The organism is Amycolatopsis nivea (assembly GCF_004522235.1).
Lineage (GTDB): Bacteria > Actinomycetota > Actinomycetes > Mycobacteriales > Pseudonocardiaceae > Amycolatopsis > Amycolatopsis nivea.
The window spans coordinates 1-18,602 of the sequence record NZ_SDLT01000037.1 but is presented as its reverse complement, the minus strand read 5'-3'; the positions used below and the strand labels follow the sequence as shown (position 1 = coordinate 18,602).

23 protein-coding genes and 1 pseudogene are annotated in these 18,602 nt (G+C 68.9%); 16 read left to right on the top strand and 8 right to left on the bottom strand.

Features of this window, described 5'->3' with window-relative positions; translation table 11 throughout:
- Positions 1–3: 3 nt before the first annotated feature.
- Together EIZ44_RS33680 and EIZ44_RS33675 are read right to left on the bottom strand one after the other, a co-directional pair.
- The gene (locus EIZ44_RS33680) at positions 4–342 is read right to left on the bottom strand and encodes a P-II family nitrogen regulator (RefSeq protein WP_043827775.1); all 339 of its coding nucleotides are present in this window, start codon (positions 340–342) and stop codon (positions 4–6) included.
- Positions 339–1,706, bottom strand: a complete 1,368-nt coding sequence (locus EIZ44_RS33675) for an ammonium transporter (protein WP_051728729.1) — start codon at positions 1,704–1,706, stop codon at positions 339–341. Before EIZ44_RS33675 ends, EIZ44_RS33680 begins: the two co-directional genes overlap by 4 nt.
- Before the next feature lie 174 nt (positions 1,707–1,880).
- Between EIZ44_RS33675 and EIZ44_RS33670 the strand changes: the two genes are divergently transcribed.
- The 5 genes and pseudogenes from EIZ44_RS33670 to EIZ44_RS46195 form a co-directional block, all read left to right on the top strand.
- Entirely contained in the window at positions 1,881–2,714 is an 834-nt protein-coding gene (locus EIZ44_RS33670; RefSeq protein WP_134733157.1) for a putative RNA methyltransferase, read from the top strand.
- On the top strand, positions 2,711–3,220 hold the full coding sequence (locus EIZ44_RS33665) for a GNAT family N-acetyltransferase (protein WP_134733155.1): 510 nt from the start codon (positions 2,711–2,713) through the stop codon (positions 3,218–3,220). The genes EIZ44_RS33670 and EIZ44_RS33665 overlap by 4 nt, the downstream gene beginning before the upstream one ends.
- Before the next feature lie 11 nt (positions 3,221–3,231).
- Entirely contained in the window at positions 3,232–4,518 is a 1,287-nt protein-coding gene (locus EIZ44_RS33660; protein WP_134733153.1) for an O-acetylhomoserine aminocarboxypropyltransferase/cysteine synthase family protein, read from the top strand.
- Complete coding sequence (locus EIZ44_RS33655) at positions 4,515–4,991, top strand: CoA-binding protein (protein WP_037810257.1); 477 nt, start codon at positions 4,515–4,517, stop codon at positions 4,989–4,991. Before EIZ44_RS33660 ends, EIZ44_RS33655 begins: the two co-directional genes overlap by 4 nt.
- Before the next feature lie 30 nt (positions 4,992–5,021).
- Positions 5,022–5,315 (top strand): annotated as a pseudogene (locus tag EIZ44_RS46195) (DUF6228 family protein); the annotation flags it as partial.
- A gap of 94 nt (positions 5,316–5,409) precedes the next feature.
- On the opposite strand, the gene EIZ44_RS33645 reads toward EIZ44_RS46195, so the two are convergent.
- The 3 genes from EIZ44_RS33645 to EIZ44_RS33635 are packed head-to-tail and all read right to left on the bottom strand — an operon-like array spanning position 5,410 to position 6,720.
- Entirely contained in the window at positions 5,410–6,231 is an 822-nt protein-coding gene (locus tag EIZ44_RS33645) for a class I SAM-dependent methyltransferase (RefSeq protein WP_167754357.1), read from the bottom strand.
- Entirely contained in the window at positions 6,228–6,554 is a 327-nt protein-coding gene (locus EIZ44_RS33640; RefSeq protein ID WP_037810255.1) for a VOC family protein, read from the bottom strand. The genes EIZ44_RS33645 and EIZ44_RS33640 overlap by 4 nt, the downstream gene beginning before the upstream one ends.
- 1 nt (position 6,555) lies before the next feature.
- Positions 6,556–6,720 carry a ribbon-helix-helix protein, CopG family gene (locus tag EIZ44_RS33635; protein ID WP_134668052.1) on the bottom strand — a complete coding sequence of 55 codons (165 nt, stop codon included), beginning with the start codon at positions 6,718–6,720 and terminating at the stop codon, positions 6,556–6,558.
- Positions 6,721–6,788: 68 nt separating this feature from the next.
- On the opposite strand from EIZ44_RS33635, the gene EIZ44_RS44930 reads away from it, so the two are divergent.
- The 3 genes from EIZ44_RS44930 (at position 6,789) to EIZ44_RS44925 (ending at position 9,463) form a co-directional block, all read left to right on the top strand.
- Positions 6,789–6,965, top strand: coding sequence for a hypothetical protein (locus EIZ44_RS44930; RefSeq protein WP_167441866.1), 177 nt, complete (start codon positions 6,789–6,791; stop codon positions 6,963–6,965).
- A gap of 138 nt (positions 6,966–7,103) precedes the next feature.
- Positions 7,104–7,436, top strand: coding sequence for a type VII secretion target (locus EIZ44_RS33630; RefSeq protein WP_051171583.1), 333 nt, complete (start codon positions 7,104–7,106; stop codon positions 7,434–7,436).
- The gene (locus EIZ44_RS44925) at positions 7,433–9,463 is read left to right on the top strand and encodes a WXG100 family type VII secretion target (protein ID WP_167754356.1); all 2,031 of its coding nucleotides are present in this window, start codon (positions 7,433–7,435) and stop codon (positions 9,461–9,463) included. The genes EIZ44_RS33630 and EIZ44_RS44925 overlap by 4 nt, the downstream gene beginning before the upstream one ends.
- A 70-nt stretch (positions 9,464–9,533) precedes the next feature.
- Here EIZ44_RS44925 and alc read toward each other — a convergent pair whose 3' ends face one another.
- On the bottom strand, positions 9,534–10,553 hold the full coding sequence (gene alc / locus EIZ44_RS33625) for an allantoicase (protein WP_134733147.1): 1,020 nt from the start codon (positions 10,551–10,553) through the stop codon (positions 9,534–9,536).
- A 4-nt stretch (positions 10,554–10,557) separates the two neighbouring features.
- Positions 10,558–11,886, bottom strand: a complete 1,329-nt coding sequence (gene allB, locus EIZ44_RS33620; RefSeq protein ID WP_134733145.1) for an allantoinase AllB — start codon at positions 11,884–11,886, stop codon at positions 10,558–10,560.
- A gap of 108 nt (positions 11,887–11,994) precedes the next feature.
- On the opposite strand from allB, the gene EIZ44_RS33615 reads away from it, so the two are divergent.
- The 7 genes from EIZ44_RS33615 to EIZ44_RS33585 all read left to right on the top strand — a co-directional run bounded on the left by EIZ44_RS33615 (position 11,995) and on the right by EIZ44_RS33585 (position 16,617).
- Positions 11,995–12,471 carry a helix-turn-helix domain-containing protein gene (locus EIZ44_RS33615; protein WP_043833120.1) on the top strand — a complete coding sequence of 159 codons (477 nt, stop codon included), beginning with the start codon at positions 11,995–11,997 and terminating at the stop codon, positions 12,469–12,471.
- 81 nt (positions 12,472–12,552) lie between these two features.
- The gene (gene uraD, locus EIZ44_RS33610; RefSeq protein ID WP_037810249.1) at positions 12,553–13,038 is read left to right on the top strand and encodes a 2-oxo-4-hydroxy-4-carboxy-5-ureidoimidazoline decarboxylase; all 486 of its coding nucleotides are present in this window, start codon (positions 12,553–12,555) and stop codon (positions 13,036–13,038) included.
- Complete coding sequence (uraH, locus tag EIZ44_RS33605; RefSeq protein WP_134733143.1) at positions 13,035–13,352, top strand: hydroxyisourate hydrolase; 318 nt, start codon at positions 13,035–13,037, stop codon at positions 13,350–13,352. Before uraD ends, uraH begins: the two co-directional genes overlap by 4 nt.
- Before the next feature lies 1 nt (position 13,353).
- On the top strand, positions 13,354–14,244 hold the full coding sequence (gene pucL, locus EIZ44_RS33600; RefSeq protein ID WP_037810247.1) for a factor-independent urate hydroxylase: 891 nt from the start codon (positions 13,354–13,356) through the stop codon (positions 14,242–14,244).
- A 25-nt stretch (positions 14,245–14,269) separates the two neighbouring features.
- Positions 14,270–15,616 (top strand): nucleobase:cation symporter-2 family protein, encoded by a 1,347-nt coding sequence (locus EIZ44_RS33595; protein ID WP_134733141.1) that lies wholly within the window; start codon positions 14,270–14,272, stop codon positions 15,614–15,616.
- Positions 15,613–16,221, top strand: coding sequence for a TetR/AcrR family transcriptional regulator (locus tag EIZ44_RS33590; protein WP_134733139.1), 609 nt, complete (start codon positions 15,613–15,615; stop codon positions 16,219–16,221). Before EIZ44_RS33595 ends, EIZ44_RS33590 begins: the two co-directional genes overlap by 4 nt.
- Positions 16,222–16,257: 36 nt before the next feature.
- On the top strand, positions 16,258–16,617 hold the full coding sequence (locus EIZ44_RS33585) for a twin-arginine translocase TatA/TatE family subunit (protein WP_037810243.1): 360 nt from the start codon (positions 16,258–16,260) through the stop codon (positions 16,615–16,617).
- Here the strand turns inward: EIZ44_RS33585 and EIZ44_RS33580 are convergent, their stop codons facing one another.
- Positions 16,618–17,292 (bottom strand): DUF998 domain-containing protein, encoded by a 675-nt coding sequence (locus EIZ44_RS33580; protein ID WP_167754355.1) that lies wholly within the window; start codon positions 17,290–17,292, stop codon positions 16,618–16,620.
- A 162-nt stretch (positions 17,293–17,454) separates the two neighbouring features.
- On the opposite strand from EIZ44_RS33580, the gene EIZ44_RS33575 reads away from it, so the two are divergent.
- A partial coding sequence (locus EIZ44_RS33575) for an FtsW/RodA/SpoVE family cell cycle protein (protein WP_134733135.1) occupies positions 17,455–18,602 on the top strand: 1,148 nt, incomplete at its 3' end.

The following is an 18,602-nucleotide window of genomic DNA, read 5'->3' as shown; positions in this document are numbered from 1 at the left end:
CGGCTACAGCGCGTCCGTGCCGCGTTCGCCGGTGCGGACCCGGATGACCGTCTCCACCGGCGTCACCCAGACCTTCCCGTCGCCGATCTTCCCGGTGTGCGCGGCGGTGGTGACCGCGTCGAGGACCTTCTCGACCACGACGTCGTCCACCACGACCTCGATCTTCAGCTTGGCCACGAAATCCACCGAGTACTCGGCCCCCCGGTAGACCTCGGTGTGGCCCTTCTGCCTGCCGTAGCCCTGGACCTCGCTCACCGTCATCCCGAGCACGCCCAGCTGCTCCAGCGAGGAGCGGACGTCGTCGAGCGTGAACGGCTTGACGATCGCGGTGATGAGCTTCATGCCTTGGTCTCCTCGAGTTTCGTGGCGGGCTTGGCCGGGAACGTCGCCGAGTGGCCGAGGCCGCCCATGCCGGTGAAGTCGTAGGCGCTCTCCGCGTGCTGGCCCTCGTCGATGCCGCTGACCTCGTGTTCGGTGCTGACGCGGAACCCGCCCGCCTTCTTGATCGCGAAGCCGATGATCAAGGTCATGATGAACGAGTAGCCCAGCACCGCAAGCGCGGCGACCACCTGGATGCCCAGCTGTTTGAAGCCGCCGCCGTAGAACAGGCCGTCCGCGCCCGCCGGGTTCACGCTCTTGGTGGCGAAGAACCCGATCAGCACGGTGCCGACGAGACCGCCGACGAGGTGCACGCCGACGACGTCGAGGGAGTCGTCGAAGCCGAAGCGGAATTTCAGCGAGATGGCGAGCGCGCACAGCACCCCGGCGATCACGCCGATCGCGATCGAGCCGAGCGGGCTCACGAAACCGCAGGCGGGGGTGATCGCGACCAGCCCGGCGACCGCGCCGGACGCCGCGCCGAGCGTGGTCGGCTTGCCGAACTTCAGCTGTTCCACGACGAGCCAGCCGAGCACCGCGGCCGCGGTCGCGACGGTGGTGTTGGTGAACGCGACGCCCGCGAGGTCGTTGGCGCCGAGCGCGGAACCGGCGTTGAAGCCGTACCAGCCGAACCACAGCAGCGACGCGCCGAGCAGGACGAACGGGACGTTGTGCGGACGGCCGGTGTCCTTCGGCCAGCCCTTGCGCTTGCCGAGCACCAGCGCGAGGGCGAGACCCGCGGCGCCCGCGTTGATGTGCACCGCCGTGCCGCCCGCGAAGTCGAGCGCCTTGAGCTGGTTGGCGATCCAGCCGCCCACCGAATCCTTGCCGGTGAATCCGTCGAACGAGAACACCCAGTGCGCGACCGGGAAATACACGACAATGACCCAGATCGTCACGAAAAGCGTCCAGCCCCAGAACTTCGCGCGATCCGCGATGGCTCCGGAAATGAGCGCCGGGGTGATGATCGCGAACATCAGCTGGAACATGCAGAACGCGAGCAGCGGCAACGCGTCCGGGCCGGGCCACGGGACGGCGGGCGGGCCCGCGCTGGCGAGGCCGACGAGCTTGCCGAACGCGTCCGTCAGGCCGGCGTAGTCGAAGTTCCCGACCAGGCCGCCGAAAGCGTCGTCGCCGAAGGACAGCGAGAACCCGAAGAGCACCCACAGCACCCCGACTATCGCGAGTGCGATGAAGTTCATCATCAACATGTTCAAAACGCTCTTCGCGCGGACCATGCCGCCGTAAAAGAACGCGAGGCCTGGGGTCATGAGCATGACCAGCGCGGCGCTGATCAGCACCCAGGCGGTGTCTCCGGCGTTCAGCACAATCGTCCTCCCGTGCCGTGGGCAACTGCAGAGGAAGTGTTGGCCGCGGGTGTTTCACCAGGCTTCGGTTCACGTTTCCCTCGCGTGAACTCCGGCACGTGGGTTGTTACGGGGACGTTTCCGGGGAGCCGGGGTGAAATGTCCGGTCAGGCAACCTCATGGTCGAATAGCGCCATGTCTTTGCCTGATCGGGTGATCGCGGCGCTGCGCTGTTCGGTGTGCGCGGAGCCGGTCTCGCTGACCGGCCGGACGCTGCGCTGCGAGCGGCGGCATTCGTTCGATCTGGCCCGGCAGGGTTACGTCAATCTTCTCCACGCGCGCATCCCGGCGGGCACGGCCGACACCGCGCCGATGGTGGACGCGCGGGCGGCGTTTTTGTCCTCCGGGGCGTACGCGCCGCTCGCCGAGGCGGTCGCTGAGGTTGGTTCTGCTCCTGGATTGATCATCGACGCCGGAGCCGGGTCGGGTTATTACCTCTCGCGAGTACTGGACGCCGCACCGGACGCGGTCGGGCTCGCACTGGACGTGTCGGCGATCGCGCTGCGACGGGCCGCGCGGGCGCATCCGCGGCTGGGCGCGGCGGTGTGGAACCTGTGGGAACCGTGGCCGGTGGGCGACGGGGTGGCTTCGGTGGTGTTGGACGTGTTCTCGCCGCGGAACGCCGCGGAGTTCCACCGGGTGCTCGCGCCGGGCGGGAAGCTGGTGGTGGCATCGCCGTTGCCGGGGCATCTCGCGGAGCTGGGGGATCTGGTGCTCGCGGTGGACGCGCGTAAGGAAGAACGGCTCGAGGCCGCGTTGGGCGGGTTGTTCGAGCGGGAGTCCGGGATGGAGGTGGTCCGGACGCAGGAGTTCAGCGCGGCGCAGGTGCGGGATGTGGTGGCGATGGGGCCCGCGGGCTTCCATCTGGACCGGGACGGACGGCGGGAGCGCCTCGAAGCGGCGACTGGGAGGGACGTGACGCTGGCGGTTTCGGTGAGCACGTGGCGGAAGAGGGACGACGGGCTGTGAGCCGGGTGCGCGTGGCCGAGCTGAGCGACGTCGAGGCGATCTGCCGTTTCGGCGAGACGCACATCCCACCGCACTACGCCCCGCTGATCGGCGAAGCGGCAGCCCAGCGCCAAGTCCGTCGGTGGTGGAACGAAGCGCATATCGGCGCCGCCGTGACCGACGGGCGCGTGGTCGTCGCTGAAGCCGAGGGGCGCATCGTCGGCGTCGGACAGCGCGGACCGGACCACGTCGTCTACAAGCTCTACCTGGACCCGGAACACCGCGGCCACGGGTTGGGCCCACAACTGCTCGATGCCCTAACCAGCCACCTGCCAGAAGGCGTCGACCGGCTGCGCATCGAGCACTTCGCCGCCAACGAGCGGGCCGCGGCGTTCTACGAACGGGAAGGATTCGCCGTCGAGCGGATCGAGCCGGACCCCGGTGGCGATCCGGCGCTCGCCGTGGTCTGGCGCGCCCGCCCGATCACTCTCCGGGAGGAATGGCCGCCACCGCCGCCGCTGGGTTAGCGTGGCCGTCGATGAGCGAACGTACCTGGGGCTTCCGCACCCGCGCCCTGCACGCCGGCGGCACTCCCGACCCCGCTACCGGGGCTCGTGCGGTGCCGATTTACCAGACGACCAGCTTCGTGTTCGAGGACGCGGCCGACGCGGCCAATCTGTTCGCGCTGCAGAAGTACGGGAACGTCTACAGCCGGATCGGCAACCCGACCGTCGCGGCGTTCGAGGAGCGCGTCGCGAGTCTCGAAGGGGCCATCGGCGGGGTCGCGACGGCCAGCGGGCAGGCGGCGGAGTTCCTCACCTTCTCGGCGCTCGCGGAGGCCGGCGACCACATCGTGTCGGCCGCCGGGCTGTACGGCGGGACGGTCACGCAGCTCACCGGGACGCTCGCGCGGTTCGGTGTCGAGACGACGTTCGTGCACGGTGACACCGAGGACTACGCCAAAGCGGTGACCGACCGCACGAAGCTCATCTACACCGAGGTGATCGGCAACCCGAGCGGCGCGATCGCGGACCTCGCCGGGCTGGCTGATCTCGCGCATTCGCACGGCATCCCGCTCGTGGTCGACGCGACGCTCGCCACTCCGTATCTCTGCCGCCCGATCGAGCACGGCGCGGACATCGTCCTGCACTCGGCCACGAAGTTCCTCGGCGGGCACGGCACGACGCTCGGCGGGGTCGTCGTCGAGGCGGGGACTTTCAACTGGGGCAACGGAAAGTTTCCTCGGATGACCGAGACCGTCGACAGTTACGGCGGGCTCAAGTACTGGGAGAACTTCGGCGAGTACGCGTTCTGCACGCGGCTGCGCGCGGAGCAACTGCGCGACATCGGCGCGGTGCTGTCGCCGCATTCCGCGTTTTTGCTGCTGCAGGGCGTGGAAACGCTGCCGCAGCGGATGGACGCGCACGTCGTCAACGCGCGGGCGATCGCGGAGTACCTGAACGCGGACCCGCGGGTCGCGTGGGTGTCTTACGCGGGGTTGCCCGATCACCCGGATCACGAGCGGGCGGCGCGGTATCTGCCGCAGGGGCCGGGCGCGGTGTTTTCGTTCGGGGTCAAGGGCGGACGCGCGGCGGGCGAGAAGTTCGTGGAGTCGGTGGAACTGTTGTCGCACTTGGCGAACGTCGGCGACGCGCGGACGTTGGTGATCCACCCGGCCTCGACGACGCACGCGCAGCTTTCCGAGGACCAGCTCGCCGCGGCGGGCGTCGGCGCGGACCTGATCCGGCTGTCGGTCGGGCTGGAGGACGTCGAGGATCTGTTGTGGGACCTCGACCAGGCTCTCGACAAGGCGGTGAATGCGTGAGCTACGACGTCGGGGCGGTCGAACGGCGGCGTCTTCTCGGGCGCACGAAATCGGTGACGGTCGTGGGCGCGTCGGCGAATCCGGCGCGGCCGAGCTACTTCGTGGCGACGTATCTGCTGTCTTCGACGCGGTACGAGGTCAACTTCGTCAACCCGCGGCTCGACACGTTGCTCGGGCGGCCGGTGTATCCGTCACTGGCGGATGTGCCGGGCGAACTGGATCTGGTGAGCGTGTTCCGCAAGCACGATGACCTCCCCGGGGTCGCCGAGGAGGTCATCGAGGCCGGCGCGCGGACGTTGTGGCTCCAGCTCGGCCTGTGGCACGAACCGGTGGCGGACCGCGCCCGCGAAGCCGGGCTGGACGTGGTGATGAACCGCTGCGTGAAGATCGAGCACGCGCGGTTCGCGGGCGGGCTGCATCTCGCGGGGTTCAACACCGGGGTGATCAGCTCGCGGCGGCAAACCGCGCCCTGAACCGGCTAGGTTCGGCGAGGTGAACCCGAACTGCCCGCACGGCTGGCCGCGTCCGGAAACCGAGATGACCTGCCTGGACGACCGGGAAGTCGTGTTCCGCGGCGACCAGGTCTCGGTGCGGTTCGGCGAAGCCGCGGCCTCGCCCGGTTCCTCGACGGGCTCGACTTCCGCGGCTGGGAAGGCGAGCGACGCTGGGTCAACGCCGACCGCGACCTGATCGTCTGCGCGACCCACCACTCCGGCGGCCGCGTCGAACTGGCCTGGACGCTGCGGCCGTGGCGGCATTCCGTCTACGGCGAATGGGAAGCCACCGTCACGACCGCGATGGAGGCAGGCGCCGAGAAGGACGACCTCGCCGCCCAGCTGCACGATTTCCTTACTGCCGAAGGGTTTCCGGTCGAATACCGCGACGCCGAGTTCAGCTGACCGTCGCCACCAGGAACTCCTCCCCCGACGTCTCCAGCCCGTCCGAACGACCGGACAGATACCGCTTGTTCAGCTCAGCCGCACTGACATGCCGGGCGTCCTGGAAACCGCACTCCCGCGCGAAATCCAGCATCTCGTCCGGCGCGAAGAAGCTCACGAACGGCGTCCCCGCCGCCTTCGCGCCCTTCATCGCCGCTGCCCTGGCCGCGCGATCGGGTTCGTCCAGGTACTCCTCCGGCATCTGGAACGTCATCGCCACCACGGTGCCCGGCGCGAAACCGGCGAGCGCGCGCAATGTCGCGGCGTTCGCCTCGCGCGTCAGGTACATGCTGACTCCCGTCGACGCCACCACGGCGGGCTTCTCCAGCTCGAAACCGTTGGCAGCCAAGCGTTCCGGCCACTGTTCGCCGGATTCGAAGTCGACCGGCACGAACCGGTACGGGGCGGGCAGCCCGAGTTCGGCCAGCCGCGCGCGCTTCCACTCCTGCGTGCCCGGCTGGTCGATCTCGAACACCCGCACGCCCAGCTCCGGTTCCCGCTGCGCGAACGTGTCCAGCCCGGCGCCGAGCAGGACGTACTGCGAGACCCCGCGTTCGCGCACCAGATCTTCGACAAACCGGCTGCGCAACGCGATTCCCGCGCGGAACCGGCGGGTGAAGTCCCGGTCCATGTCCGGCCGGGAGCGCCAGTCCGGACCAGGATCGGCCAACTGGAGCCCGATCTCGTCGGCCAGCGCGTGCGGCGGCGGATCGGCGAGCACGTGCAGCGCGCGCCACAACGCGACGCGCACCGCGGTGTGGTCCGGCTCGCTCACTTCGGGGCCCGCAGGGTCCAGATCCGGCCGTCCGGATCCCGCACGGTCATCTCGCGCGTGCCGTAGTGAGTGTCTTCGAACGGGGTGACGACGTCGAGTTCCGCGTCGACCGACTCGTCCGGCACCGCTACCACCACGGCCGTGCGCGGCTCCTGGTTTTCCGGCACCTCGACGACGAACACCGGCGCGCCGTCGCCGTTCGAGAGCTGACCCGAGTTGTGGTCGGTCTCGAAATCGAGGCTGAACCCCACGCGCTGCAGGAACTTCGCGGTCTTGCCCCAGTTGTGCGTCTCCATGACGAACATCGTGATGCCGTCGCTCATGTCAGCCGTCCTCTCGTTGGTCGGGCGAGGTGCCGAGATAAGCCCGCAAGGCCGCGGTGACCAGCGCGGACAGTGACTGCTCGGTCTCGATCGCCCGGTACTTCACCTGCTTGATCAGCTCGACCGGCAGGTAGACGTTGAATTGTTTGACCTCTTCACCGGCCATTCTAGGATGCTAGCAATCTAGCCGGCGGCGGACAAGGCCCGCCCCGGCGCTCGTGAGAAGGTGGAGGCATGGCGAAACCCTCCGGGCTGCAGATCAGGAACATCATCGCCGCCGTCCTGATGGCTGCCGCGTTCGTGTTCAACCTGGTGACCGGCGGCCCATGGTGGGTCACCGCGATCGTCGGCGTCGCGGCCCTGCTGTCGTCCTTCTCCGCCTACCTGAACCGCCCCAGCGCGCGCGGCTGACCCGTCCGTCCCTTCCGGCCCGCACGCTCGGGCAGGAAGATCGTCTCGTTCAGCCTTCGTCCGCACGCACGTCGCCTCCGGTTCAGCCGCCGCTGCTCTACTCGGCGCGGCCCGATCGCGGCAGGCGAAGGAGTGTTGGTGGCAGGGAACGGCTTCACCGTCCACCCGGACGAGTTGCACACATTCAGCGAGTACCTGGACAAGACCACCGTGCCGACGGTGAACGACTCCGCGAAGGCGGTGGACGACGCCAATGGCGGGGACATCGACGCGTTCGGCGTCGTGCTCGCGCAGGTGCTCGCGATTCCGGCGCGCATCGCGCTGAAGGCCGTCTCCGACAATCTGCACGGCGTCGCGAAGGACGTGACCGACAGCGCGGACAAGACGCGCCAAGCCAGCGAGCAGTACAGCAAGGGCGACCAGGACCTCGCGAAGGCGTTCGACAAGTTCAAGCCGGAGCAGGTGAAATGAGCGTCGTCGAGCCGATCACCGATTCGAACAACACCACCGGCGCGGGCGCCATCGACAGCTGGCACAGCGTCGTCTCGTCGATCCAGGAGATCCAGCACCTGCACGGCGCCGACGCGGCTGCGGTGGGCGTCGAGATCGGCGTTTCGATCGTCGGCGCGATCGCGGACACCGCGGCGCTCGTCCTCGACCCGTTCGGCAAACTGATCGCGGCCGGGCTCGGCTGGCTGATCGAGCACATCTCGTTCCTCAAAGAGGGCCTCGACAAGCTCGCCGGCGACCCCGCGGCGATCAAAAAGATGGCCGAGGAACTGCACAAGACCGCGCAGAACCTGCGCAACGCGGCGAAGGACCTCGACGCCACGCTGCAGAAAACGGTCACCGACTGGCAGGGCGACGGCGCCGAGGCGTTCAAGAAGAACATCGGCGACCGGCGCGGCCAGATCGACAGCGCCGGACAGGCGGTCGACGTCGCCGGTTACGTCGTCGAGACGACGATGGCCCTGGTCACCGTGGTGCGCTCGCTGATCCGCGACCTGATCACGACGTTCCTCGGCGACGTCATCGCGACGATGCTGATCGCGCTCGCGATGGCGGCGTTCACGTTCGGCGCGTCGATCGTGGTCGGGGTCGGCAACGTGATCCGATCGGGGATCTCGCTGGCGCTGACGATGGCGTCCAAGATCGCCCGGGTGGTCGGCCTGGGAGGGCGGACCGCGAGCCGGTTGGCGCAACTGGCGGAGAAGGTGAAACCCGGACGCGGCGGCGGCTCGCACGGCGGCGGGAACAACCACGAGATGACCGACCTGGGCGGCAACCACGGCGGCGGCCATGGCGGCGGGACCGGTGGCGGCGGTGGCGGTGGCGGTCAGGGCGGGCAGGGTGGTCACGGCGGGAACAACACGCCGCATGACGACACGCCGGGTGGCAACAACAACCACCACGACGACACCCCGGACGGGAACAACGCCCCGCACGACGACACCCCCGGCGGCAGCAACACCCCGCACGACGACACGCCAGGTGGCAGCAACCACCACGACGACACCCCGGGCGGGAACAACACCCCGCACGACGACACCCCCGGCGGGAACAACACCCCACACGAGGACACCCCCGGCAGCAACACGCCGCACGACGACACGCCAGGCGGCAACAACCACCACGACGCCACACCCGGCGGAAACAACACCCCACACGAAGAGCGGCCGAACAATCAGCCGCACGAGGACGATCCGTTCGACACCTGGCTGGCCGCGGATCAGCACTTCAACCCGCCGCCCAACCGCCCCCACGACACTCCTGGCGGCAATCCGCACCACGAAGACACCACGGGCGGGGGCGGCAACCACGAGAACACCCCGGGCGGCCACGACAACACCCCCGGCGGGAACAACCAGGACCACGACACCCCCGGCGGCAACAACACCCCGCACGACGAGACTCCCGGCGGGAACAACCACCACGACGACAATCCGGGCGAGAACCAGAACCACGAGACCAACGGCGACCACCACGGCGACAACGCAGGCGGGAACCATCAAGAAGGCAACGCAGGCGGCAATCACCAAGAGGGCAACGCAGGCGGCAACCACCAGGAAACCAACCAAGGCGGCGAGCACGGGAACACGCAGGGCGAGGGAGGCGGGTCCGGTCGTCCCTCCGGCCCGCAGTCGCCGTTCAAGCCGTACGACTTCAGGTGGATGAAGAAGCACGAAGACTGGCTCGAGAACATGTGCAACCTCCCCCAGGTCCAGAAGTACACCGGGGGCAAGAACGTCTGGAAAGACATCGTCAAGGCCCCGGACGAGTACTTCAAGACGCACCCGAAGCTCTACCCCTTCCTCAAGGGTCTGGCGGATGCCAAGAGCAGCAAGAACTTCGTGGGCTGGATCGGCAAGGACGCGATCAACTTCGACAAGGCGATCACCGACATCCACATGCAGGCCGAGGAGGCCTGGAAGACCTCCGACGAGGAGTGGCGCAAGGAGCATCCGGACCCGGCCGCCGAAGGAAGCACCGCGGAGTAACGAAAAAACCGTGCGGGTCACCCGGAAGGAATTCCAGGGTGACCCGCACGGCTGTGACCGAGCCGAGAGGTCAGTCGGATGTCTCCGCGAACCGTGCCGTCATGGCTTCCCTGCCGCGTTTGCTCAGTTCGCCGTACAGGCGCAGCCGGGCGAGGCCGCCGTCGGGGTAGATGTCCAGGCGGACTTCCGTTACCTCGGGGCCGTCGTCCGCCAGGGCGAAGCGGTGCCGGGTGTCGGGCTGCAACCTGGTGCGCGGCAACAGTTCCACCCACTCGCCCTCGTCCAGGCGGCCGCTCACCGAGGCCCAGCCGGGGGCGTTTCCCTTGAGGTTGCTGGTGTCCAGTTCCACGAACCGGACCAAGCCCGCGCCCGCCAGGGAGACCGTCGCCCAGTCGTTGCCGTCGTCGCGGCGGCGGGCGGTTTCCCAGCCCTCCGCCTGGTGCGCGGCGAGGCCCGGCGACAGCATGTTGTTCGGCGACGAATAGAACATGTCGCTGCACCCGGTGACGACCGCGCCGTTCTCCAGCGCCGCCAAGTCCAGGGAGCGCGGGTCGAGCAGCGAAGGGTCGGGAACCGGCGAACCGTGTACGCGCAGTCGGGCGACGCCGCCGTCGGGGTGCTGGGTGAGGCGCACGTGGGTGTAGCGCCGCGGGGACGTCACCTTGTAGTAGTTCTCCGAGTCGCCGACCGCCGGTTCGTGGTCGACCAGGACGTCCCAGTCGGCGTCCTGCAGTTCGGCCGCGCTCGGGTAGCCGGGGACGGACGTCGCCGCCACGGACACGAACGGCGGGTAGTTGCCCTTGAAGAACGCCGTGTCCACCACCACGCCGGACACCACGCCGCCGAGGCCGAGGCGGATCAGGGCGTGGTCGTCGCCGGGTTCGCGGTGCCGCCGGGTCTCCCAGCCGTCGTACACCTGGCCTTTCGGGCCGAACGTTTCGGCGCGGTGCGCCGGCCGCCACGGGTTGACCAGGTTTTCCTTCTCGGCGAACAGTTCGTCGCTCGCCCACATCACGGTGCCCCCGAACAGGCGCGAGGCCAGATCGGGCTGGGTAGTCCACTCCGGACGGTCGGACACGTGCTCCTCCATCTCTTCAGCAATTGCCCCGGGTCAGCAGAGTCCCCCTCGGTTCGCCGCCGGTCACCGGCTCGCCGCGCAGCCACGTGCCGCGCACGACGCCGGCCAGCGGACGCTGGTCGTACGCGCTCACCGGGTTGCGGTGCTTGAGCTTCGCGACGTCCACGACGAAAGCTTCGTCTGGTGCGAAGACGCAGAAATCGGCGTCGCAGCCCACTTCCAGCTTGCCCTTGCGCGTCATCCCGACCTGCGCGGCCGGTCGCTCGGCCATCCACCGCACGACATCGACCAGACCGAAGCCGCGCTGGCGGGCCTGCGTCCAGATCGCGGGCAGACCGAGCTGCAGGCTGGAAATACCGCCCCAGGCAAGACCGAAATCGCCGGTGTCGAAGCGTTTCAGCTCCGGCGTGCACGGCGAATGGTCGCTGACGATCGTGTCGATCACGCCGTCCGCCAAACCCTGCCACAGCAATTCCCGGTTCGCCGCCTCGCGGATCGGCGGGCAGCACTTGAATTGCGTTGCCCCGTCCCGGATTTCCTCCGCGACGAACGACACATAGTGCGGACAGGTTTCCACCGACAGCGCGACACCCTCGCGGCGGGCACTGGCAATCAGCGGCAGAGCGTCCGAAGAGGACAGATGCAGGATGTGCGCGCGGGCGCCGGTGCGCCGCGCCGCTTCGATCACGTGCGTGATGGCCAGGTTTTCCGCGCCGCGCGGGCGGGAACCGAGGAAGTCGTGGTACTTCTCGCCGTGCGGGTCGGGAGCGGCGTCGATCGCGTCGGAATCCTCCGCGTGCACGATCATCTGCGCGTCGAACGATTTCAGCTCGCGCAGCGCGGATTCCAGGCCGTCCGCGTCCAGGGGCGGGAACTCGTCGACGCCGGAGTGCAGCAGGAAGCACTTGAAACCGAAGACGCCTTCGTCGTGCAGCCCGCGCAAATCGCCTTCGTTGCCCGGAATCGCGCCGCCCCAGAACCCGACGTCCACGTGCACGCGACCGCTCGCCGCCTTGCGCTTGACCTCGAGCGCGGCCACGTCGACCGTCGGCGGCAGGCTGTTGAGCGGCATGTCCACGATCGTGGTGACACCGCCGGCGGCGGCCGCGCGCGTCGCGGTCTCGAAACCCTCCCACTCGGCCCGGCCGGGATCGTTGACGTGCACGTGGGTGTCCACGAGACCGGGCAGCAGCACCTCGTCTTCGGCCAGCTCGACGAGCCGCGTGCCCGGCATCTCGACAACGCCGGGTTCCGCGGCGACAATCCGGCCGTCCCGCACGCCGATCGTCGCCGGCCCGAGACCGGCGGGGGTCACCGCACGCGCGGCCCGCACCACGAGGTCCATCGACGGTCTCCTCCAGTTCCACGTTACGGAAAGACTCTTTCGCTCACCGAGATTAGACACGTCCTTCCCGGCTCGTCAACGCCGTCCCTCCCACGTTACGGTCACCAGGTGGAGTTGGAAGCCGAGTTCACCAGCGAGCCGTTTCGCGGCGAGGGCGCACCGCCGGAGCACGCCGTCCGCGCCCGCGACGCCGCCGACGCGGCCGGGCTCGACACCGACTTCGGCCCCCTCGGCACCCTGGCCCGCGGCACCGCCGACGAGCTGTTCGCCGCGTTGCCCTCGATCGCCCGCGCCGCCCTCGAAGGCGGGGCCACCCGGGTGACGCTGCAACTGCGCCGAACCGACGACTCCGACACCGTTCCCGCGGTCGAACTCAACAGCGCGCTGTCGCGATTGATCTCCGACGTGGAACGCGAACTCGGCTCGAAACTCCGCGATCTCGACCGCCCGGAAAAGCAGCGCGCGGTCCGCCTCCTGCGCGAGCGAGGGGCCTTCAACCTGCGGAAATCGGTTTCGGCGGTCGCCGAGGAACTGGGCGTCACGCGGTTCACGGTCTACAACTACCTCAACCGGGAAGCCGACTGAGCCGCGATTCAACAAAGTGTTGACGCACGCTCGACCCGGCCGTACGGTCAGCGGAACACCACCTCCCCGGAGGAGATTCCGTTGCCGCTCGCACTCGCCGAGTTCAACTCCGCATCAGCCGCCGAACTCCGGCCGACGCTCACCGCCTGCCTGGCCGTGCCGCGCTGGGTCGACACCGTGCTCGACGGCCGTCCGTACGCCGATTTCGCCGCGCTGAGCAAGAGCGCGGACAGCGCGACCCCGTTGCGCCGCAACGAGATCCGCGACGCGATCGCCGCGCACCCGAGGATCGGCGAACGCCCGACCAGCAAGGGCAGCGACGCCGACTGGTCGCGTTCGGAGCAGTCCGGCGTGGACAACGCGGACGAATTCGCCGCCGCCAACGCCGAGTACGAAGCCCGTTTCGGCCACGTCTTCCTGGTGTGCGCGAGCGGGCGCAGCGGCGAGGAGCTGCTCGCGAACCTGCGCTCCCGGCTCGGCAACGACCCGGACACCGAACTCGACGTCGCCGGCGCGGAGCTGGCCAAGATCGCGCAACTGCGCCTCGCGAAAGCGGTAACGGCATGAGCCTTGTGACCACGCACGTCCTCGACACCGCCACGGGCAAGCCTGCCGCCGGGATCGCCGTGCGCTTCGAGCGCCAGGACGGCTCGCTCGTCGCCGAAGGCAAGACCGACGACGACGGCCGCATCCGCGACCTCGGCCCGGACACGCTCAACCCCGGGGTGTACCGGCTGATCTTCGACACCGGGAGCTACCTCGGCCCGGAAGCGTTCTTCCCCGACGTCACGATCGCTTTCCGGATCGTCGACGGCACGTCGCACCACCACGTGCCGGTGCTGCTGAGCCCGTTCGCCTATTCCACCTATCGCGGGAGCTGACATGGGAATCTCGTTGGGCCCCAACCAGTACGGCAAGGCCGAGGTCCGCCTCGTCACCGTCCGGCGCGCCGGCGGCGTGCACCACCTGCGCGACCTCACGGTGTCCTCTGCCCTGCGCGGCGACCTGTCGGCCACGCACCTCACCGGCGACAACTCCGCCGTGCTGGCCACCGATACGCAGAAGAACACGGTGTACGCGTTCGCCAAGCAGCAGGACGTCGGCGAGATCGAGGACTTCGCGCTGCGGCTCGGCCAGCACTTCGTCGGCACGCAGGAAAAGATCACCGGTGCGCGGATTTCTGTCGAAGAGCAGGAATGGGACCGCATCACCGTGGACGGCGCGCCGCACGACCATTCGTTCAGCAGCTCCGGCGGCGAACGCCGCACCACGACCGTCACCGTGCACGCCGACCGCGCCTGGGTGGTGTCCGGAGTGGACGGTCTGGTGGTGCTCAAGTCCACCGGGTCCGAATTCCACGGATACCCGAAGGACGAATACACCACGCTCGTCGAAACCGACGACCGCATTCTCGCCACCGCCGTCACCGCGCGCTGGCGCTACGAGGGATTCACCGGGATCGACTGGGCCAAGAGCCATCGGGAGATCCGGCGGACGCTCCTGGAGACGTTCGCCACCAAGCACAGTCTTTCGCTGCAGCAGACCCTGTACGCGATGGGCGAAGCCGTGCTGCGGGCACGGCCGGAAGTAGCCGAGATCCGGTTCTCCCTGCCCAACAAGCATCACTTCCTCGTCGATCTAAGCCCCTTCGGCCTCGAGAACCACAACGAGGTGTTCTACGCCGCCGACCGCCCGTACGGCCTCATCGAAGGCACGGTGGTCCGCGACGAAGCCGAAGAGCCCGGCCCGGCCTGGACCGACGCCGTGCTCTAGCCCCGAGTCCCCTCCGGGAGAGCGCATGTCAGTTGCACAGGAACGACCTTCTCGGCACCCCGTGGACGCGGCGCCTCCGCTGCCGCAGTTGATCCTCGGCGGAATCCAGCACGTAGCGGCCATGTACGCCGGAGTGGTGGCACCACCGCTCGTCATCGGCGCGGCCGTAGGCCTCTCCCCCGGCCAGCTCGCCTTGCTGATCAGCGCGGCGTTGTTCACCGCGGGGCTGGCCACTCTCTTGCAGACCCTCGGCTTCTGGCGTTTCGGCGCGAGACTGCCGCTGGTCAACGGCGTCACTTTCGCCGCTGTCGCACCCATCCTGTCCATCGCGGCGCAGCATCGCGACGGCAACGCACTGGGCGTCGTCTACGGCGCCACGCTCGTCGGCGGCGTGTTCGTAGTGTTCGCCGCACCGTTTTTCTCCAAGCTGACGCGGTTTTTCCCGCCGGTGGTGACGGGGACGGTCATCACGCTCATCGGGATCTCGCTGCTGCCGGTCGCCGTGCAGTGGATCGCTGCACAGCACAAATCGGCCAAGCCCAGCGGGCTCCTGCTGGCCGGGATCACGCTGGTCGCGGTGCTGGTGTTCACCCGGTTCCTGACCGGGTTCTGGAGCCGGATCGCGCTGCTGCTCGGCCTGGTCGCCGGTACTGCGGTGGCGTGGCCGATGGGCCAGGTCGACACCTCGACGCTGAAGCAGGCCCCGGTGTTCGGCATCGTGACGCCGTTCCATTTCGGCACGCCGGCGTTCGACATCGCGGCGATCGTCTCGATGCTCATCGTGATGCTGGTGATCATGGCGGAAAGCACCGCTGACCTGCTGGCACTCGGCGAGATCGTGGACCGGCCGACCACCAGCCGCGTCCTGGCCGACGGCCTGCGCGCGGACGGGCTCTCCACCGCCCTCGGCACGATCTTCGGCGGATTCGCCTGCACGGCGTTCGCGCAGAACATCGGCCTCGTGTCGCTCACCCGCATGGTCAGCCGGTACGTGGTCGCGGCCAGCGGCGTCGTGCTCGTGCTGCTGGGCGTGTTCCCGGTGACCGGCGGGATCGTCGCGCTGGTGCCGCAGCCGGTGCTCGGCGGGGCCGGGCTGGTGCTGTTCGGCAGCGTCGCGGTGAGCGGCGTCCGGACGCTCGCGAAGGCGTCGTTCGAGCATCCGATCAACGTCGCGATCGTCGCCGCGTCGCTCGGGGTCGGGCTCATCCCGATCGCCATGCCGGACTTCTACTCCGGGTTCCCGGCGGCGCTGCAGGTCGTGCTCAACTCCGGGATCAGCGCGGGCTGCGTGACCGCGGTGGTGCTCAACCTGGTGCTCCGGCCGCGCTTGATAGAACGCTCTACCGTCCAGGAGCTATCCTCGGTGTCGTGACTGGCACCAAGGACCGGATCCTCGCCGCCGGGGCGGAACTGTTCCGGCAAGGCGGGTACGCGGGCACCGGCATGAAGCAGATTGTCGAAAAGGCCGGCGCGCCCTTCGGGTCGGTGTACCACTTCTTCCCCGGCGGCAAGGAGCAGCTGGGCGAAGAAGTGGTACGCACCTCGGGGATGCAGTACGCGCAGCTGTTCGAGGTTTTCATCGGGCCCGCGCCGGACCTGATCACCGGTCTCGAAAGCTTCTTCGCGGGCGCGGTCACCACGCTGCTCGACACGGACTACGTCGAGGGCTGCCCGATCGCGACCGTCGCGCTCGAAGTGGCGACCACGAACGAACCCTTGCGCAAGGCCACCGCGGACGTGTTCGAGGCATGGACCCAAGCGGGCACCAAGGGGTTCTCCGCGTTCGGGCTTCCCGAGGAGCACGCCCGCACGCTCACGCTCGCGTTGGTGACCAGCCTGGAAGGCGCGTTCGTGTTGTGCCGCTCCATGCGGACGACTGAACCGATGGCGGTCGCGGGCGCGGCGGTGGTCGACGTAGCGCGACGGCTCCTGACCGAACTGGGTGACGACGGGAAACGCCGTCCCTCCGGCGGCTAAGCTGGAACCAGCGTCCGGGTCCGCAGGAGGTGGCCGGTGTTCGGTCTCAGCATCGACCACATCGTGATTTTGCTGCTCGCCGGGTTGTTCATCCTCGGCCCGGAGCGGCTGCCCGAGGCGGCGCACTGGGTCGCGCAGGCCCTGAAACGCGCGCGCGGGTTCGCCGCGGGCACCAAGGCCCAGCTCGAGGCGGAACTCGGCCCGGAGTATCAGGAGCTGCGGAAACCGTTGCAGGAACTGCAGTCCCTGCGGATGGGCAACCCCCGGGCGGCCGTGACGAGGTATCTGTTCGACGACACTCCCCCGGCCGCGACGCCGCCGCCGGTCCCGCCGGTTCCGGCTCCGGTTCCGTTGCGGGCGAACGAGCGGCCGCCGGTCGATCCCGACGCCACCTGATCATTCGGCCGCGCGCCACGCCCATCCGGCGAGCACGAGCAGTTCGACGAGTTCCAGCACGGCCATCAGCCGTTCCACGAGCCCGGTCGCGACGGTCGGCAGATGCTGCCCGAATGCGACATTGGCCGCGAACGGAATGAGAAACGGCAGAAAGAACGGCACGGCCGCCAACCCCAGAATACGCGACCAGCGCGCATAACCCCGCCAATCCGGCGAATTCCGGTGTGCCCGGCCGAGCAGCCATCCGGCCAACGGCAAACTCACACAACTGATCCCGGTCGCGCCGAGGTGCACTTTGCCGACCCACGACACCGCATTTCCCTGCGGGTCCTTCGTGAACAACGCGACCGCCGCGAGCCCGGCGCACCAGGCGGCCATCGCGACGACCGTCAGCGCTCCGCACAGCAGCCCGCGGCGGCGCAGGACCACGGCCACCACGACCGAACCGGCCGACGTCAGCAGCATCGCCGCCGCCCACATCCACCAGCCAGGAGTCCAGGCGTAGTCGCTGAGCATCGCGCTGACCGGGTCGATCGGGCCCCAGTAGCGGTCGACGTGCAGCACCACCAGGAACGCCGCGGCGAGCAGCACCGCGACCACCGCCGCGCCGAGCGCGCGTTTCGTCGCTTTCGCCGACGGGGCCGACACCAGCACCGGAGTCAGTTCTGTCGTCACCGCTGGTTCTCCGCTCGCCCGCCCGCTTTCCCGAAAGCATATCCCGACCGCGGTCCCGTCGCTTTCGGACAGTCCGCCCGAATTGCCGCGCATTCTCAGCGTCCTGCCAGAAATCGCGACTACCCTCGCGGCGGTTCACTGATTTCTACCGACGGGAAATCCATGCCTGCCGCGCGCGGTACGGAATTGCGGCTGCTTCTGTTCGCGTTGGCGATCGTCTGGTGCGCGTTCCTGCTCGTGGACGCGAACGCCTTGGCGCGGCTCAGCTTCTCCGTCGTCGGCTACGGCGCGTCGTTCACCGCGGTGGTCGCGGCGGCGCACCTCGCGGTCCGGCGCTGGGCCCCGCACGCGGACCCGCTGATCCTGCCGTGCACCGTGCTGCTCAACGGGCTGGGACTGGTGGTGATCCACCGGATCGACCTCGGGCTCGCCGAACAGGCGGTGCAGCGGGGCAAGACGTACTCGGCCGTCGCCGGGCAGCAGGTGCTGTGGACCGTCGTGGCGCTGGCGTTGTTCCTGGCAGTGCTCGGTTTCGTTCGCGACCACCGCGTGCTGGCCCGGTACGGCTACCTCGCCGGGCTGGCCGGGATCGTCGCGGTGCTCCTGCCCGCGCTGCTGCCGTCGTCGCTGTCGGAGGCCAACGGCGCGAAGGTGTGGATCAGAATCGGCCCGCTGTCGCTCCAGCCGGGCGAGTTCGCGAAGCTGCTGCTGATCGTGTTCGCCGCGACGACGCTGGTCGCGAAACGGGAGCTGTTCCGGGTCGCCGGGCGCAAGGTGCTCGGCGTCGAACTGCCGCGGGCGCGCGACCTCGGGCCGATCGTGCTCGCCGCGCTCGGCTGTGTGGCGGTGCTGGCGTTCGAGAAGGAACTCGGCGCCTCGCTGCTGTTCTTCGGGATCGTGCTGGTGATGATCTATCTCGCGACCGAGCGGGCGGTCTGGGTGTATGCCGGGCTGACTGTGTTCGCGGGCGGCTGCGTGCTGGCGTACTTCCTGTTCAACCACGTGCGGCAGCGGGTCGCGAACTGGATCGACCCGCTCGCGACGTACGACCAGGCCGGCGGCGGGTACCAGATCGCGCAGGGCCTGTTCGGCCTCAGCACCGGCGGCATGGGCGGAACCGGCCTCGGCGCGGGCAGGCCGGACATCGTGCCCGAGGCGAACACCGACTTCATCACCGCCAGCATCGGCGAGGAACTGGGTTTCCTCGGGCTGGCCGCGGTGCTGATGCTGTACCTGCTGATCGCCCTGCGCGGTATGCGCCACGCGCTCGCCGTCCGCGACAGCTTCGGCAAACTCCTCGGCGGCGGGCT

What these genes read in the sequence shown, in the direction of transcription:
- EIZ44_RS44925 (WP_167754356.1), top strand. Translation starts at nt 7,433, where the DNA reads ATGAGCGTCGTCGAGCCGATCACCGATTCGAACAACACCACCGGCGCG.
- EIZ44_RS33660 (WP_134733153.1), top strand. Translation starts at nt 3,232, where the DNA reads ATGAGCGAACGTACCTGGGGCTTCCGCACCCGCGCCCTGCACGCCGGC.
- EIZ44_RS44930 (WP_167441866.1), top strand. Translation starts at nt 6,789, where the DNA reads ATGGCGAAACCCTCCGGGCTGCAGATCAGGAACATCATCGCCGCCGTC.
- EIZ44_RS33595 (WP_134733141.1), top strand. Translation starts at nt 14,270, where the DNA reads ATGTCAGTTGCACAGGAACGACCTTCTCGGCACCCCGTGGACGCGGCG.
- EIZ44_RS33680 (WP_043827775.1), bottom strand. Translation starts at nt 342, where the DNA reads ATGAAGCTCATCACCGCGATCGTCAAGCCGTTCACGCTCGACGACGTC.
- alc (WP_134733147.1), bottom strand. Translation starts at nt 10,553, where the DNA reads ATGGAGGAGCACGTGTCCGACCGTCCGGAGTGGACTACCCAGCCCGAT.
- uraH (WP_134733143.1), top strand. Translation starts at nt 13,035, where the DNA reads ATGAGCCTTGTGACCACGCACGTCCTCGACACCGCCACGGGCAAGCCT.
- pucL (WP_037810247.1), top strand. Translation starts at nt 13,354, where the DNA reads ATGGGAATCTCGTTGGGCCCCAACCAGTACGGCAAGGCCGAGGTCCGC.
- allB (WP_134733145.1), bottom strand. Translation starts at nt 11,886, where the DNA reads ATGGACCTCGTGGTGCGGGCCGCGCGTGCGGTGACCCCCGCCGGTCTC.
- EIZ44_RS33640 (WP_037810255.1), bottom strand. Translation starts at nt 6,554, where the DNA reads ATGAGCGACGGCATCACGATGTTCGTCATGGAGACGCACAACTGGGGC.
- EIZ44_RS33670 (WP_134733157.1), top strand. Translation starts at nt 1,881, where the DNA reads ATGTCTTTGCCTGATCGGGTGATCGCGGCGCTGCGCTGTTCGGTGTGC.
- EIZ44_RS33635 (WP_134668052.1), bottom strand. Translation starts at nt 6,720, where the DNA reads ATGGCCGGTGAAGAGGTCAAACAATTCAACGTCTACCTGCCGGTCGAG.